At 69.0% G+C, this 15,587-nt stretch carries 13 protein-coding genes; 10 read left to right on the forward strand and 3 right to left on the reverse strand.

What is annotated here, in order from left to right; genetic code table 11:
* The first annotated feature begins 17 nt into the window (after nucleotides 1–17).
* The 9 genes from CWC60_RS20255 to lpxK all read left to right on the forward strand — a co-directional run bounded on the left by CWC60_RS20255 (nucleotide 18) and on the right by lpxK (nucleotide 10,830).
* Nucleotides 18–734, forward strand: a complete 717-nt coding sequence (locus CWC60_RS20255) for a cell division ATP-binding protein FtsE (RefSeq protein WP_206420066.1) — start codon at nucleotides 18–20, stop codon at nucleotides 732–734.
* On the forward strand, nucleotides 731–1,597 hold the full coding sequence (locus CWC60_RS23780; protein WP_164516658.1) for a cell division protein FtsX: 867 nt from the start codon (nucleotides 731–733) through the stop codon (nucleotides 1,595–1,597). The genes CWC60_RS20255 and CWC60_RS23780 overlap by 4 nt, the downstream gene beginning before the upstream one ends.
* Complete coding sequence (locus CWC60_RS23785) at nucleotides 1,594–2,196, forward strand: YdcF family protein (RefSeq protein WP_164516659.1); 603 nt, start codon at nucleotides 1,594–1,596, stop codon at nucleotides 2,194–2,196. Before CWC60_RS23780 ends, CWC60_RS23785 begins: the two co-directional genes overlap by 4 nt.
* Nucleotides 2,193–2,903, forward strand: a complete 711-nt coding sequence (locus tag CWC60_RS20265; protein ID WP_109795748.1) for a lysophospholipid acyltransferase family protein — start codon at nucleotides 2,193–2,195, stop codon at nucleotides 2,901–2,903. Before CWC60_RS23785 ends, CWC60_RS20265 begins: the two co-directional genes overlap by 4 nt.
* Nucleotides 2,904–3,073: 170 nt before the next feature.
* Nucleotides 3,074–5,413: an adenosylcobalamin-dependent ribonucleoside-diphosphate reductase gene (locus CWC60_RS20270; RefSeq protein ID WP_109795749.1), complete on the forward strand. Its 2,340-nt coding sequence runs from the start codon at nucleotides 3,074–3,076 to the stop codon at nucleotides 5,411–5,413.
* 74 nt (nucleotides 5,414–5,487) lie between these two features.
* Nucleotides 5,488–6,690 (forward strand): hypothetical protein, encoded by a 1,203-nt coding sequence (locus CWC60_RS20275; RefSeq protein ID WP_125182840.1) that lies wholly within the window; start codon nucleotides 5,488–5,490, stop codon nucleotides 6,688–6,690.
* A 65-nt stretch (nucleotides 6,691–6,755) separates the two neighbouring features.
* Nucleotides 6,756–8,555, forward strand: a complete 1,800-nt coding sequence (locus CWC60_RS20280; protein WP_164516660.1) for an ABC transporter ATP-binding protein — start codon at nucleotides 6,756–6,758, stop codon at nucleotides 8,553–8,555.
* Nucleotides 8,552–9,817, forward strand: coding sequence for a 3-deoxy-D-manno-octulosonic acid transferase (locus CWC60_RS20285; protein ID WP_109795752.1), 1,266 nt, complete (start codon nucleotides 8,552–8,554; stop codon nucleotides 9,815–9,817). Before CWC60_RS20280 ends, CWC60_RS20285 begins: the two co-directional genes overlap by 4 nt.
* Entirely contained in the window at nucleotides 9,814–10,830 is a 1,017-nt protein-coding gene (lpxK, locus tag CWC60_RS20290) for a tetraacyldisaccharide 4'-kinase (RefSeq protein WP_109795753.1), read from the forward strand. Before CWC60_RS20285 ends, lpxK begins: the two co-directional genes overlap by 4 nt.
* Here the strand turns inward: lpxK and CWC60_RS20295 are convergent.
* Nucleotides 10,798–11,235 carry a PaaI family thioesterase gene (locus CWC60_RS20295; protein WP_109795754.1) on the reverse strand — a complete coding sequence of 146 codons (438 nt, stop codon included), beginning with the start codon at nucleotides 11,233–11,235 and terminating at the stop codon, nucleotides 10,798–10,800. The genes lpxK and CWC60_RS20295 overlap by 33 nt on opposite strands.
* A 68-nt stretch (nucleotides 11,236–11,303) precedes the next feature.
* A complete protein-coding gene (locus CWC60_RS20300) occupies nucleotides 11,304–13,622 on the reverse strand; it encodes a 1-deoxy-D-xylulose-5-phosphate synthase N-terminal domain-containing protein (protein WP_109795755.1) in 2,319 nt (772 codons plus the stop codon).
* Nucleotides 13,623–13,719: 97 nt separating this feature from the next.
* Here CWC60_RS20300 and CWC60_RS20305 point away from each other — a divergent pair, with 97 nt between their 5' ends.
* Nucleotides 13,720–14,454 carry a hypothetical protein gene (locus CWC60_RS20305; protein WP_125182841.1) on the forward strand — a complete coding sequence of 245 codons (735 nt, stop codon included), beginning with the start codon at nucleotides 13,720–13,722 and terminating at the stop codon, nucleotides 14,452–14,454.
* 103 nt (nucleotides 14,455–14,557) lie between these two features.
* Here the strand turns inward: CWC60_RS20305 and CWC60_RS20310 are convergent, their stop codons facing one another.
* Entirely contained in the window at nucleotides 14,558–15,565 is a 1,008-nt protein-coding gene (locus tag CWC60_RS20310) for a methyltransferase (protein WP_109795757.1), read from the reverse strand.
* Nucleotides 15,566–15,587 lie beyond the last annotated feature (22 nt).

The following is a 15,587-nucleotide window of genomic DNA, read 5'->3' on the forward strand; positions in this document are numbered from 1 at the left end:
GGCAATGCGGGGCGGACGTGACCAACGGCGATGAAAGATCGGCAGCTTCCCCCCTGGTGACGCTGCGCAATGTCGGATTGCGCTACGGCAGCGGGCCCGAAGTGCTGCGCGGGCTCGACCTCGACCTCGCGCCGGGCTCCTTCCATTTTCTTACCGGCCGCTCCGGCGCCGGGAAGTCCTCGTTGCTCAGCCTGCTGCATCTCTCGCAGCGGCCGAGCCGGGGCCTGATGGCCATGTTCGGCAAGGACGTCAACGAGGTGCCGCGCCGCCAGGTGCCGGCCATGCGCCGGCGCGTCGGCGTGGTGTTCCAGGATTTCCGCCTGCTGGATCACCTGAGCGCGGCCGAGAACGTCGCCCTTCCGCTGCGCCTGGCCGGCCGGCTGCCGGCCGCCGACATCCGCAACTATGTCGCCGAAATGATGGCCTGGGTCGGCTTGACCGACAAGACGGATGCGCGCCCGCCGACACTCTCTGGCGGCGAGAAACAACGCGTCGCCATCGCCCGTGCCGTCATCGGCGGGCCCCGCCTGCTGCTGGCAGACGAGCCCACAGGCAATGTCGACCGGGAGATGGGCGAGCGGCTGATGACGCTGTTCGTCAAGCTGAACGGTCTCGGCACCACGGTGCTCATCGCCACGCACGACCCGGCGCTGCCAACGCGGTTCGCCTATCCGGTGCTGCGCCTGGAGGACGGAAGGCTTGACGCCGACCAGCCTGCGGCGGCGCCCGCATGAGCGGCCGGGAACTCGCCCTCGAGCGCGATCCGTCCAGCCGTTTCATGCCGTGGATCATCGCGGCGCTGTCCTTCGTGGTCGCCATCGCCATCGGCGCGGCGTTCTCGCTGGCGGCGCTGACGGCCTCCTGGGGCGATCTGGGCGGCGACCGGCTGACCGTGCGCGTGACCGCCGCGCCGGGCGCCGAGGGCACGGCCAGGGCACTGGTGCGGGAACTGGGCGCCATGTCCGAGGTGCTGGAAGTCGAAGCCCTGCCCCGCCGTGCGGTCGCGGAACTGCTGGCGCCGTGGATCGGCGACGCGGACCGGGCGGGTACGGACAACGCCCTGCCCTTGCCGCTGCTGATCGAGGTGCGCCTGACCGCGCCCACGGCGGCGCGCGTCGTGGCGGCCCGCCTGGGGGGCCGCGAAGGCATCGTCGTCGACCGTTCGGAGAGCTGGCTGAAACCTCTGCAACAGCTCGCCGGCATGGCCGGTCTCGTCGCCGGCGCACTGGCGCTGATCGCCATCGCCGTGATCGTTCTTGTCACCATTTTCGCCACCCGCGCCTCGCTTTCGGCGCAGCAGGACACCGTGGAGCTTTTGCGCCTGATCGGCGCCGACGAGACCTACATCGCGCGCCGTTTCCAGCGTCACGCCATGTGGCAGGGGCTGGCCGGCGGTCTGGGCGGCGTCATCCCCGGCCTGATCGTCATCGGTTTCGGCGTCGGCGCGGCGCGACTGGAGAGTTCGGAACTGCTTCAGGGCCTGAGCCCGATGGCGTCCGGCTGGATCGCCATGGCCGTTCTGCCCGTCATCATCGCCCTCGTCGCCACGCTGACGGCGCGCTATACGGTCATGGGCATGCTGAGGAAACGCTGGTGAGCCGTTCGGGTGTCGTGATCCGCCTGCTCCTGTGCCTCGTCGCGCTCTGGCTCGGCGGGCTGCTGGGTTTCGCCTGGCGGGTCTACAGCATTCCCACCAGTCCCGGACCGGCCGAGGGCATCGTCGTGCTCACCGGTTCGGCCGGACGCATCTCGGGGGGGCTGGAACTGCTGAAGCGCTATCCGGACGCGCGCATGCTGATCACAGGCGTGGGCGACGGCACGGCGAAATCCGAGATTGCCGCCGCCTTCTCCACCGACGAGGCGCTGTTCGACTGCTGCATCGAACTCGACCGGCGGGCCAAGGACACGGTCGGCAATGCTGAGGAGACAGCGCGCTGGGTCCGGCGCAACAATATCTCCTCGCTGGTCGTGGTGACTGCCGCCTACCACATGCCGCGCAGCCTGGTCGAGATGCGCCGGGTGATGGCTGACGTGCGCCTGGAGCCGCTGCCCACCCGCGCCGGCGAGGACAATCCGGAGCGCTGGTGGTGGAACTCGCCCACGCGGCGGCGCATCGCTCTGGAATATCACAAGTATCTCTTCAGTCTCGTTCGCGCCCGGCTGACGGCCGACATCGGCGACCTGCGCTTCCGATGACCGTCGTCCGCGCACTCCTGTTCACCATATGGTTCTGGCTCTGGTCGGCGGTGATGAACGTCGCCTTCCTGCCCGGCCTGCTGCTGCCGCGTCAGGCGGTGATGCGGGGCCAGCGCATCTGGGCAATGGGACTGAACTGGGGCCTGCGCTGGCTGGTGGGAACGCGCTGGAGCGTGCTGGGCCGTGAGAACCTGCTGCCCGCGCCAGCGATCCTGGCGGTCAAGCACCAGTCCATGTGGGACACCATCATCTGGCATATCGAGGTCGACGATCCCGCCATCGTCATGAAGCGCGAACTGCTGCGGGTGCCCGTCTATGGCTGGTATTGCCGCCACACGCGCCAGATCCCTATCGACCGCGGGGCGGGTGCGGCGGCCCTGAAGGACATGCTGCGCCACGCCCGCAGGGCCCGCGACGACGGCCGTCACCTGATCATCTTTCCCGAAGGCACGCGCGTCCTCCCCGGCGAGACACGCCGCTATCTGCCCGGTGTCGCCGCGCTCTATCGCGATCTCGGCCTGCCCGTGATCCCGGTGGCCCTCAACTCAGGCAGTCACTGGGCGCGCAAGGGCTTCATGAAGTGGCCCGGCGAGATCGTGCTGGAATACATGGAGCCCATCCCGCCGGACCTGGAACGCAAGGATTTCATGCAGCGCCTGGAGGCAGCCATCGAAGGCGGAACCCGGAAACTCGAAGCCGGGGGCTGAAATTCGTCCACAGCGGTGGATATATGGGTGGAGAACGGCGTGACCGCCCGCTCTGCCTGTTCACTGATCGGTGGGCGAATGCCGTAAACATAAAGAGAACGCTTCGTTGATTGGCGGCAACGCATGGCCTATGATCCCGTGTCCTCCAATCCCGCCGCGGAAAGCCGAAGATGAACGCGATCGCTCCCCTTTCCCAGCAGATCTGGGACATGAAATACCGCCTGAAGGGCCCGGACGGGCAGCCGGTCGACCAGACCCTGGAAGACAGCTGGCGCCGGATCGCGAAGGCGCTCGCCTCGGTGGAGGGCGCAGACGCGGCGCGCTGGGAGGAGACCTTCTACCGCGCGCTCGAGGATTTCCGCTTCCTTCCCGCAGGCCGGATCATCGCCGGAGCCGGCGCCTCGCGGCGGGTGACGCTGTTCAACTGTTTCGTCATGGGGACGGTCCCCGACGACATGGCCGGCATCTTCGAACATCTGAAGGAAGCCGCGCTGACCATGCAGGCGGGCGGCGGCATCGGCTACGACTTCTCCACGCTCCGGCCGAAGGGCGCGCCGGTGAAGGGCGTCGGCGCCGACGCGTCGGGGCCGCTCAGCTTCATGGATGTCTGGGACGCCATGTGCCGGACCATCATGTCCGCCGGCCACCGCCGCGGCGCGATGATGGCCACCATGCGCTGCGATCACCCCGACATCGAAGCCTTCATCGCCGCCAAGGAGGATCCGGGCCGGCTGCGCATGTTCAACCTGTCGGTGCTGGTGACCGATGCCTTCATGGAGGCGGTCAAGGCCGACGATAGCTGGGAACTGACCTTCGGCGGGCGGACCTACCGCTCGCTGCGCGCCCGCGATCTATGGGACCGCATCATGCGCGCGACCTACGCCTACGCCGAACCGGGCGTGATCTTCATCGACCGCATCAACCAGCGCAACAACCTGCACTACTGCGAGGAAATCTCGGCGACCAATCCCTGCGGGGAGCAGCCGCTGCCGCCCTACGGCGCGTGCCTGCTGGGTTCGATCAATCTCGCCGCGCTGGTCGTCGATCCCTTCACCGACGACGCCCGGCTGGACGAGGACCGGCTGGCGGAACTGGTGCCGGTGGCGGTGCGGATGATGGACAACGTCACCGACGTCTCCAACTTCCCGCTGGAGGAACAGCAGAAGGAGGCGCAGGCCAAGCGCCGCATCGGCCTGGGCGTCACCGGCCTCGCCGACGCGCTGATCATGTGCCGCGCCCGTTACGGCTCCGCAGAAGCCGTGGCGATGACCGAACGGTGGATGGCCGCGATCCGCCGACACGCCTATCTCGCGTCCGCCGAACTGGCGCGGGAGAAGGGTCCGTTCCCCCTGTTCGACCGGGACCGCTATCTGGCGGGAGAGAGCATCGCGGAACTGGACGCCGACGTCCGGGAGGCGATCGCACGCGACGGGGTGCGCAATGCGCTGGTCACTTCGATCGCGCCCACGGGCACCATCTCGCTGTTCGCCGACAATATCTCCTCTGGTCTCGAGCCCGTGTTCAGCTTCGCCTACAACCGCGCGGTCCTCATGCCCGACGGCTCCAGGCGGGAGGAGGAGGTGACCGACTACGCCTTCCGGCTATGGCGGCGCATGCACGGCGACCGGCCGCTGCCCGATTACTTCGTGGATGCCCAGTCGCTCAGCCCGGCCGAGCATGTCGCCATGCAGGCCGCGGTCCAGAAGTACATCGACGCATCGATTTCCAAGACCATCAACTGCCCCGAAGAGATCGGCTTCGAGGATTTCAAGGACATCTACCTGCTGGCCTACGAGAGCGGCTGCAAGGGCTGCACGACCTACCGCCCGAACGAGGTCACCGGCGCCGTTCTGTCGGTGAAGAAGAAGGAAGCGGACAAGGCGGCGGACGAGCAGGCCGAATTGCCGCTGGCGCCGCGGGCCGAGGCGGCGAAGCCGCAACCGAAGGCGAAGGATCCCTACGAGTCCGGCGGCGTTGTCTACATGACGCAGCCGCTGGACCGGCCCGGCGTGCTGCCCGGCCAGACCTACAAGCTGAACTGGCCGGAAAGCGACCACGCCATCTACATCACGCTGAACGACATCATCCAGGATGGCCGCCGGCGGCCCTTCGAGATCTTCGTCAATTCCAAGAACGTCGAGCATTTCGCCTGGACGGTGGCGCTGACGCGGATGATCTCCGCCGTCTTCCGCCGCGGCGGCGATGTCAGCTTCGTCGTCGAGGAACTCAAGGCGGTCTTCGACCCGCGCGGCGGGGCCTGGATCAAGGGCCGCTACGTGCCCTCCATGCTGGCCGCCATCGGCGAGGTGATCGAGAAGCACATGATCTCCATCGGCTTCATGGCCGATCCGAAGCGGCCCGAGCTGGAGGCCCAGGCGAAGACCATTGCCGTGGGCGAGCAGAACACGCCCGCCGCCATGCGCCAGTGCCCGCGCTGCGGCGAGGCCAGTCTGGCGCGCATGGAGGGCTGCGACACATGCCTTTCCTGCGGCCATTCGAAGTGCGCCTGAGCGGCCGGAATTCACCGGACAGGGGGCGGCTCCGCTCCTGCGGCGACGGCGCGGCGCGGCAACGGCGGCGTCTGATGCCATCGCTCGTCATGCTGGCCGCGTCCCTGATTCCGGCTGGCGCGGGCCTCGCCCAGGAAGATCCGCTGAAATGGCTGCCGCCCGGCTCGACGGTCCAGACCACGCTGAGCGAACGCCCGGCCCGCTGGATCCGGGCCGAAATGCAGGGCGGGACCATGGGCTACATGGCCCGGCTGGGGGAACTCGCCTTCCGCAGCCCGCTGACCCTCGGCCGGGAGGCCGCTCGGCGCGGTCTCTCCTGCGACGCCTGCCACCCGAACGGCGCGGCCAATGTGCGTTTCTTCGTTCCCGGCGCTTCGGACAGACCCGGCAATGTGGACGTCACGCACCGCGAGTTCCATTTCCGCGAGGACGACGGGATCGACAATCCGGTGAATATCCCCAGCCTTCGCGGCGTGCGGCTGACCGCTCCATACGGCCATGACGGCCGTGTCGCCAGCCTGCGGGACTTCAGCCGCCACGTGATCATGAACGAGTTCGGCGGTCCGGAGATCGAACCGTGGCTGCTCGACGCCCTGGTCGCCTATCAGCAGCAACTCGCCCTCCCGCCACGCCCGGACACCGGGGATGAGGCCGCGGACGCCAGGCGTGCGGCCTACCGGGACCACTGCGCGGATTGCCATGGCGATGACGACGCTCTGCCGCCGCCGGCTCGCCACGACATCGGTACGGGCGGCTTTTTCGAGCCGCCGGCCGTCTTCGGCCTTGCCGAGAGCGCGCCCTATCTGCATGACGGATCGGCGCCCACCCTCCGGGCCGCCGTGGCGGCGCATCGGGATCCGCCGCCGGCGGAGGCGCTGGAACCGATCCTTGACTGGCTCCAGGCCGCGAGGGCGGTCACGCGGCGGTTCGATCCGGAGACGCCGGCCGGAGATCTGGCGCGTCTGCTCGGCTTCCTGGAGGTGCTCGAGCAGCCGCTTCTGGACGAGGATTTCGTCCGCGCCGACCTGATCGCGGACATGGTGGCGATGGAGGTCGGCCGGGTGCACCGCCGCTACCGCCCCGAGGCGACGGATGCGCGGGAAGCGACACGGTCCTGGGCGAAGGATCTGAAGCAGGTCACGGCGTTCGCCCGCGAGGGCCGGTTTCCCGAGGCGCGCGCTGCCCTGGCTGCACTCGGCGAAGCGATGGAAGCTGCCCTGCCCCAACTGGAGTCCGCACAGGGACTGTCGCTTTATGCCGCAACGGCTGCGGACTGACCGGCTTAACCCGGCGCGGCGGCGATGATATGGTCCGCGCCTTTCCCGCAAGAGACGGAACGGACGTGCAGAATCAGAAGGCTTCGAAGGGCGCGGGACGGCGGACGCCGACGGGCAGGCTCGTGCGCCGGATCTGGTCGGACTACATGTCCCGCTACAAGCGGGACCTGGTCATCGGCCTGATCTCCATCGCCGTGGTCGCCGGCACGACCGGCGCCATCGCCCACATGATGGAGCCGATCATCAACGAGATCTTCATCAACCAGAACCGCGAGAAGCTGTTCGGGATCCCGCTGATGATCATCGGCATCTTCACCGTCATGGCGGTAGCGACTTTCGGCCAGCACTATGTGATGCGGGCGGTCGGCATACGCGTGGCGAACGACGTCCAGGGCGATCTCTACGACCGCATGATCCGCTCCGATCTGCGGTTCTTCTACAATCACACGGTCGGACAGTCGATCAGCCGCTTCCTGACCGACGCGCAGATGATGCAGGAAGCGCTGGCGACGACCTTTGTGGCCCTGGTGCGGGACTCCATGACCGCCATCGCGCTGATCATCGTGATGTTCACCAAGGACTGGCAGATGGCGCTGGTGGCGATGATCGTGCTCCCGGCGGCCGGCCTGCCCATCGCGCGCATCGGCCGGCTCTCGCGGAAATCGTCGCAGCAGGTGCAGCAGGCATCGGGCTTTCTCGCCTCCTTTCTCTCCGACACCCTGACGAGCATCCGCCAGGTCAAGGCCTACAATCGGGAGGACTACGAGGCCCGACGCGCCAGGGACGCGCTGGCGATCCGGCTCGCAACCCTGTTGAAGAACCTGCGCGTGCGCGCGCTGATCAGCCCGATCATCGAGGTCATCGCCGGCGTCGCGGTGGCCGCCGCGGTGCTCTATGGCGGCATCAGGGTGATCGAGGGCGCGCTCACGCCCGGCGCCTTCTTCGCCTTTCTCACCGCGTTGCTGCTCGCGGCTTCGCCGATCCGCCAGCTCGGCAAGGTCAACGCTGCCTTCCAGTCGGGCCTGGCGGCGGCGGAACGGCTGTTCGACGCGCTGGACAGCCTGCCGCAGATCGAGGACCGCTCCGGCGGGCGGGAACTGAAGGTGCCGCGCGGCCATGTCCGCTTCGACGACGTCCGCTTCGTCTACCCCGACGGTACCGAGGCGCTGCACGGCATCACGCTGGAATGCCGGCCCGGCGAGACCATCGCGCTGGTCGGCCAGTCCGGCGGCGGCAAATCGACGATCCTCAACCTCGTCGGCCGCTTCTACGACACCAGCGGCGGCCAGGTGACGATCGACAACCAGGCAGTCGACGCGGTCAGCGTCGAGAGCCTGCGCCGCGCCATCGGCTTCGTCAGCCAGGAAACCGCCCTGTTCGATGACACGGTGCGCGCCAATATCGCCTATTCCAAGCCCGACGCGACCGACGACGAGATAGAGGCCGCGGCCGAGGGTGCGAACGCCCACGGCTTCATTTCGGCGCTGCCGGACGGCTATCAGACCGTTGTGGGGTCGGCCGGATTCCGGCTCTCGGGCGGCCAGCGCCAGCGCATCGCCATTGCGCGCGCCATGCTGCGGGACGCGCCGATCCTGCTGCTGGACGAAGCGACCTCGGCGCTGGACGCGGATTCCGAGCGCAAGGTCCAGGCTGCGCTCAACCGCCTTCAGAAGGGCCGCTCGACCATCACGGTCGCCCACCGGCTTTCCACCGTGATCAACGCCGACCGGATCTATGTCATCGAGGACGGGCGGGTGGCGGAATCCGGCAGCCATGGCGAGTTGATGGCCCGCGGCGGGCGCTATGCCGAGCTCTATTCGGGCGACGCGGAGATCACGGCTGCGGCGGCAGTCGGGGCCGAATGATCCTCTGGCTTTACCGGCGGGCGGGCCGCGCGGCCGCGCCGCTCGGACAAGCGCTGCTCCGCCGCCGTCTGCGCGCCGGCAAGGAAGACCCGGACCGGATCGGGGAGCGCATGGGCCACGCCTCCCTGCCCCGGCCCGAGGGGCCGCTGATCTGGCTGCACGCCGCAAGCGTCGGGGAGGCGCAGTCCGTGCTCCGCCTGATTCACCGGCTGCGCGCCGAACGCCCCGGAACGGCCATCCTGATCACCACGGGCACGGTGACGTCGGGGCAAATGCTGTCGCGGGACCTGCCCGACGGCGCCCTGCACCAGTACGTGCCCGTCGACCTGCCGGATGCGACCGGGCGTTTCGTCGCCCACTGGCGGCCCGACATGGCGATCTGGATCGAAAGCGAGCTTTGGCCGAACCTGCTCGCCGCCATGGCGGGCACGGGCCGGCCCATGGCGCTGATCAACGGCCGGATGTCGCGCCGTTCCTGGCGGCGGTGGCGGATGGCGCCCGGTGCGGCGCGGGAGCTGCTCTCGGCCTTCCGCCTGATCCTGGCGCAGACCGACGAGGCGGCAGCCCGTTTCGCCGACCTGGGCGGCGCCAATGTCCGCTGCGAGGGCAACCTGAAATACGCCGCCGATCCCCTGCCCGCCGACGAGGAAGAGCTGGCGCGCCTGCGCGGGATCGTGGCCGCGCGGCCATTCTGGATCGCCGCCAGCATCCATCCGGGCGAGGACGACATCGCGCTGGATGCCCATCTGACCCTGCGCGACAGTTTCCCGGACCTGCTCACCGTTCTGGTACCGCGTCATCCCGCCCGCGCCGCAGACATGGCCCGCAAGGCGGAAAAGCGCGGAATCGCGTGGAGCCAGCGCACGGCAGGGCAGACGCCGGGCCCCGACTGCGGCGTCTACATTGCCGACACCATCGGGGAACTGGGCCTGTTCTACCGTCTGGACGGGCCGGTCTTCGTGGGCGGTTCCCTGGTGCCCCATGGCGGGCAGAACCTGCTGGAGCCCGCGCGCTTCGGGCGCGGGCTGCTGACCGGTCCGCATACCCACAACTTCGCCGACGTGGTTGCAGACCTGCGCTCCGAAGGCGCCCTGATCGAAGTGCAGGACAGCGAGGAACTCGCCGCCTCTCTGGCGCGGCTGATCGCCCACGCGGACGAGCGCAACAGCCTCGGCGCACGGGCGCTCGCCATCGCGGCCCGCCAGTCGGCGGTTCTGGACCGGGTCATGGCCCGTCTGGAGCCGCTGCTGCCCGGGTCATGAAGGCCCCGCATTTCTGGGCGCCCGGCGGGGCCGCCCTGCCGCGGCTGGCGCTGCGGCCCTTCAGTCTACCCTGGCGGGCGGCCGCTTGGCTGCGGCGGGCAACGGCCAATCCCCATGACCCCGGCGTTCCAGTGGTCTGTGTCGGCAATCTCGTAATGGGGGGCGCCGGCAAGACGCCCACTGTCCGGATGCTCGCCGACTGGTTCCGCGCTCATGGGCTACGGCCGGGCGTGCTGAGCCGGGGATATGGCGGCGGACTGTCGGGACGGGGCGCAACCCTGGTCGATCCGTCGCGCCACAGCGCGGCTGAGGTCGGCGACGAAGCCCTGCTTCACGCCGCGCACGGCCCGACGGTGGTCGCCGCCGACCGCCGCCGGGGCGCGGAACTGCTGGCGCGCCACGCCGACATCATCGTGATGGACGACGGGCACCAGAACCCGGCCCTGGTCAAGGCGCTCTCGATCATCGTCGTCGACACCGCATACGGCTTCGGCAACGGCGCGGTCTTTCCCGCCGGCCCGCTCAGGGAAAGCATCGCCACCGGCCTCGGCCGCGCCAACGCCGTAATCGCCATTGGCGGCGGAAGCATCGGCGAACGGCTGCAGCGCGGGCCCCTTTCCGTGCTGCGAGGCGATCTCATTCCCGATACGGCCGCGCAGGCGCTGGCCGGCTGCCGGGTCCACGCCTTCTGCGGCATCGCCCGGCCCGAAAAGTTCCGCGAGACCCTGCGCAGCATCGGCGCGGAGATCACCGGATACCGGGATTTCCCCGATCATCATCCCTTCCGCAAGACCGAGATCGAAGCTGTGCTGAAGGCGGCGGCGGCGGAGAACGCCATTCCGGTGACGACCGCGAAGGACGGGGTCCGCCTGGCGGCGGAACAGCGCGCCAAGGTCACGGTCGTCGAGGTCGCCCTGCGGCTCGACCAGCCGGAAAGCCTCGACGCCCTGCTGTCGCCGCTGCTCGCCCTCGTGCGGCCGTCAGGCGGCGCGGATGCGGCGCAGGACGGCTGAACAGGTGAGCACGATCCGGTCGTCGGTGTAGATCTCGCCGCGGATGAAGACCGTCTTGGGTGTCCGCCGCACCACTTCGGCGCGAGCCTTGACCAGATCCCCCTCCTCGCCGCTGGCCACGAATTCCGCATTGAAGGCGACCGTGTAGACGCCGCGGTCGTCCGTGCCCTCGGTGGCGGTGCCGCACATCATCAGATCGGCGAAGGTCATCAGCAGACCGCCATGGACGATACCGCCGGAATTGCAGTGCTTGCGTTCGGCGCGGAAGGCGAACTGCACCTGCCCTCCCTTCTTGCGCCAGTGGAAGGGGCCGGTGTTGACCTCGTGCGGGTCTTCCGGGTCGAAATGGCGGTAGTGCTCGTCCGGATTGCGCTTGTTGGCGAAATAATCGGTCTTGTCGTCCATGAATCCTCCCCCGCGGCGGCCGGATCATCGGCAGGCAATTGCTGCCTGTCCAGCCCCGAAGGGGCCGCTCAGCGCGCCGCGCGGCGGACCAGCGCCCGGGCCGCGGCATCGGCTATGGCGTCGGCGTCGATGCCCTGATCGGCGTAGAGATCGATCGTGTCGCCCGACTGGCCGAAGCGAGTGACGCCCAGCGCCTCGGTCGCGTGCCCCTTCACACCGCCCAGCCAGGCGAGCGTCGCGGGATGGCCGTCGATCACGGTGACAAGCCCCGCGTCCGGCGCCAGCCGGCCCAGCAGCGCCGCGACATGGCTGCGCTCGCCGTCGCGCTTCCAGTGCCGGTAGAGCCGGTCGGCCGAGGTCACCGCGAGCAGTCCCGCACCGGGGCAGTCAGCCGCGATCTCCTCGAACGCCTTCAGCGCCTCGGCTGCGATCGCGCCCTGAAAGGCGACGGCCACCTCGGCGTCGCCGGACGGTTCCACCAGCCAGCGTGCGCCGAGCACCGCCGCATCGCGCTCGCCCGCGGAAAGCTCGCGCTCGGGCTGCGCCAGCGCCCGGGTCGAAAGCCGGAGATAGATCGCGGCGCCGTCGTCGGCCTGCATGTGGCGAAAGCCGAAAGCCATGATCGCCGCCAGTTCGTCGGCGAAGGCGGGCTCGTAGCTGAGCAGGCCCGGCTGGCCCAGGCCGATCAGCGGAGTCGAGACCGACTGGTGCGCGCCGCCTTCCGGCGCCAGCGAGACGCCCGACGGCGTCGCCACCACCATGAACCGCGCGTCCTGGTAGCAGGCGTAGTTCAGCGCATCGAGCCCCCGGGCGATGAAGGGATCGTAGAGCGTGCCCACCGGCAGGAGCCGGGCGCCGAACTGGCGGTCGGCGAGCCCCGCCTGCGAGAGGAAGAGGAAGAGATTGTTCTCCGCAATGCCCAGTTCGACATGCTGGCCCGTCGGCGACTTCTCCCAGCGCTGCGGGGAGGCGACGTGTTCCTCGCGGAAGACGTCCGGCTGCGGGTTGCGGTCGAAGATTCTTCGCCGGTTCACCCAGGGTCCGAGATTGGTCGAGACCGTGACGTCGGGTGAGGCCGTGATCATGCGCCGGGTGAAGTCGCTGTCTTCCCGGCTCAGATCGTTGAGTATCCGTCCGAACGCCTCCTGCGTGGACATGCGCTCGCCGGCCGGCGCGGCGATCTCCGGCACGTCGATCAGCGGCGCCGGCGGCAGCGGCTTGCGGGCGTTGAAGGGCGCGGCGCGCAGGAAGGCCATCAGGTCGTCGGCATCGGCCTCCAGACCCGCGGTCGGCGACCACTCCTCGCCCTCGGCGACGCCCATGATCTCGCGGAAACCAGCCATCTGGTCCGGCGTCATCAGGCCGGCGTGATTGTCCTTGTGGCCGGCCAGCGGCAGGCCGAAGCCCTTGACCGTGTAGGCGACGAAGCAGTGCGGCAGATCGGAATTGACGCCGCGCAGCCCCTCCAGCACTGCGGCCATGTCGTGACCGGCCAGATTGGTCATCAGGCGCTGCAGCGCCGCGTCGTCGTGGCTGTCGAGAAACTCGCGACCGCCATCGGCGTCCTTCAGATCGCGGGCAAGGTGCTCCCGCCAGGCCGCGCCGCCCTTGAAGGTCAGCGCCGAATAGAGCTGGTTCGGACAGTCGTCGATCCAGGCCTTCAGCGCGCCGCCCGCCGGCCCCTCGAAGGCCTGCTGCTGCAGCTTGCCGTATTTCAGCGTCACCACTTCCCAGCCCACGGCGCGGAAGAAGCCCGTGATCTTCTCGAACAACCGGTCGTTGACCACGCCATCCAGGCTCTGGCGGTTGTAGTCGATGATCCACCAGAGGTTCCGCACGTCGTGCTTCCAGCCCTCCATCAGGGCTTCGAAGACATTGCCCTCGTCCAGCTCGGCGTCGCCGAGCACGGCGACCATGCGCGCCGGCGGCTCGCCGTCATCTGCGAGACCCTGCAGACGGACATAGTCCTGGATCATCGAGGAGAACATGGTCGCCGCGACGCCGAGCCCGACGGACCCCGTCGAATAGTCCACATCGTCGGCGTCCTTGGTCCGGGAGGGATAGGACTGGGCCCCGCCCCAGGCCCGGAACCGCTCCAGCCGCTCCCGGCTCTGGCGACCGAACAAATACTGGATGGCGTGGAAGACCGGCGAAGCGTGGGGTTTCACCGCGACCCGGTCCTCGGGCCTGAGCACCGCGAAATAGAGCGCGGTCATCAATGTCGACACCGAAGCGCAGGAGGCCTGGTGGCCGCCGACCTTCAGCCCGTCGCGGTTCTCGCGCACATGGTTGGCGTGATGGATCGTCCAGGACGACAGCCACAGTACCTTCCGCTCCAGTTGCTGAAGCAGGTGCAGGTCGTTCATCGTCGCGCCGGTGTCGGGCATCTCCGGATCTCCCGAATTCTGGCAGGCATGGTAGTGCGCGGCCCGGGCGCTGTCGAACGGCGGCGACGAATCGAACTCGATTGCGCAGGATGGCCGGATGGCACGGATCGGATTGCTCTCGACGGAACACCCGCCTTCACCGCTCGTGCTGGCGCTCGCGCCCGTGCTGGCGGCGACGGGCTGCAGCGTGGCCGCTGCCATTGACGACTTCCTGCCCTTCGACTGCGACCGGCTGGAGGACGGCGGCCTGATGATGCTGCGCGGCGCGGGCGCGCGGGCGTCGGAGCGGATTCCGGCGGAGCGCGTCTTCTGGATCGGCGAGCCGCCCTTCACGCGCCCCATACCGATCGGCCGCACGCTGGGCAAGGCGCGGTTCCACGAGGTCGCCGGTCTGCTGACCGGCAAGGCCCGCGGCGGCGCACTGGAGAAGGCGGTGATCGAAACCGGCGCCTATATCCTGACCGGGCTCAGGGAATTCGACCGCACCAGCGCCTTCTACGCCATGGAGGGCGGGCTGACATCCGGCACGGCGGCCGAACGCTTCGCGCTGATCTTCGGCGAGGACGCATTACGCAATCCGGGCGAGGTCGCGCCGCTGGCGGCGAAGCGCCGCGACGTCATGGCCGACCGGCGCGGCGCGATCAGCGCCTGGAATGGCGGGCCGCTGCGCGCGGCGCTCGAGACCCTGGGGCCCAGAGGCGCCATCGGCCGGATCGCGGAGGCCGGCTTCGTCACCGGCCCGCGCAAGCCCGTCGCCCGCCTCTATGGCGAGGACGACGCTGCTCTCGACAAGGCCGAAGGCCAGGTCCGCGGGGCGCTGAAACTCGGTTAGTCCCCGGCCGGCGTTTTCGGGCCCGACCCGAGAACCCAGCACAGCATGTGTTTTCCTCTGGGCCCTCGGATCGAGTCCGAGGGCGCCGTCATCTCGGGCGTCACTACCTCCGCTTGCTGCCCGTGACCCGCGTCAGCGTCTTCGGAATGAACTCCGTCGCCGTGACATTCTCGAAGCCGGCGGCCTCCAGATAGCCAATGCATTCCGCGATCGAATGGGCGTGGCCGGTCGAGCCGGGAATCGCCTCGTAGAGCCCCCAGAGCGCCGGGCCGATCGGGCCCATGCGGTCGTCGTCGACCATCTCCCCGATCAGGTGATACTCGCCGCCCGGCTCCAGCGCGTCGTGGATGCGCTGCACCAGTGCGCCGATGATCGCGCGGTCATAGATCGGCAGGTTGGATGCCTGGATCGCCACGTCGCAGCCCCGGGGCAGCGGATCGGCGGTGAAGTCGCAGACCTCGGCGCTGACCCGGTCGCCGACGCCATGCTTCGCGATGTAGTCGCGGGCCACGGGCACCACGGGCGGCAGATCGAGCACGACCCCTTCGATCTCCGGATAGGTGTCGGCGGCGACGATGCAGTAGGCGCCGGAACCGCCGCCCAGGTCCATGATGCGCCGCCGTCCGGACAGGTCGACCTCCCGGTGGAACTTGCGCGCCGCACCGAGACCGATCGAATAGGTCGCCTCGTGATAGGCGCGCGCGCTTTCCTCGGTCAGGTCGTCATACATGCCGAGCCGGTCGGCCGGCGTGTCCTGCTTCAGGATCTCGGCCATGCGGTTCCAGTCGGGCCAGCTTTCCCTGAGGAAGCACATCCAGGCGCCGGCATAGCCCGGCTTGCCCTTGACCAGGAAGCGGTCGACGTCCGGCGGGTTCGCGTAGACGCCGCTTGCGTCACGGGTCACCAGGTCCATGCCGGCCAGGGCGTCGAGCAGCCGCTCCGCATTGAGCGCGCCAATGCCGGCGGCGGCGCCCAGCTTCTCGACCGTATTCTTGCCCGCGTCGATCAGGGTGAAGGCCTCCAGGTCGATGGCGGCGAAGAACGCGCCCGCTTCCCAGTAGCCCTTGGAGATGCGCTGCAGGCGCACCGTGTCGATCTTCGGTCCGGCCATTGAATCCTCCCCTCCTCAATGC

The organism is Minwuia thermotolerans (genome assembly GCF_002924445.1).
Classification (GTDB): Bacteria; Pseudomonadota; Alphaproteobacteria; order Minwuiales; family Minwuiaceae; genus Minwuia; species Minwuia thermotolerans.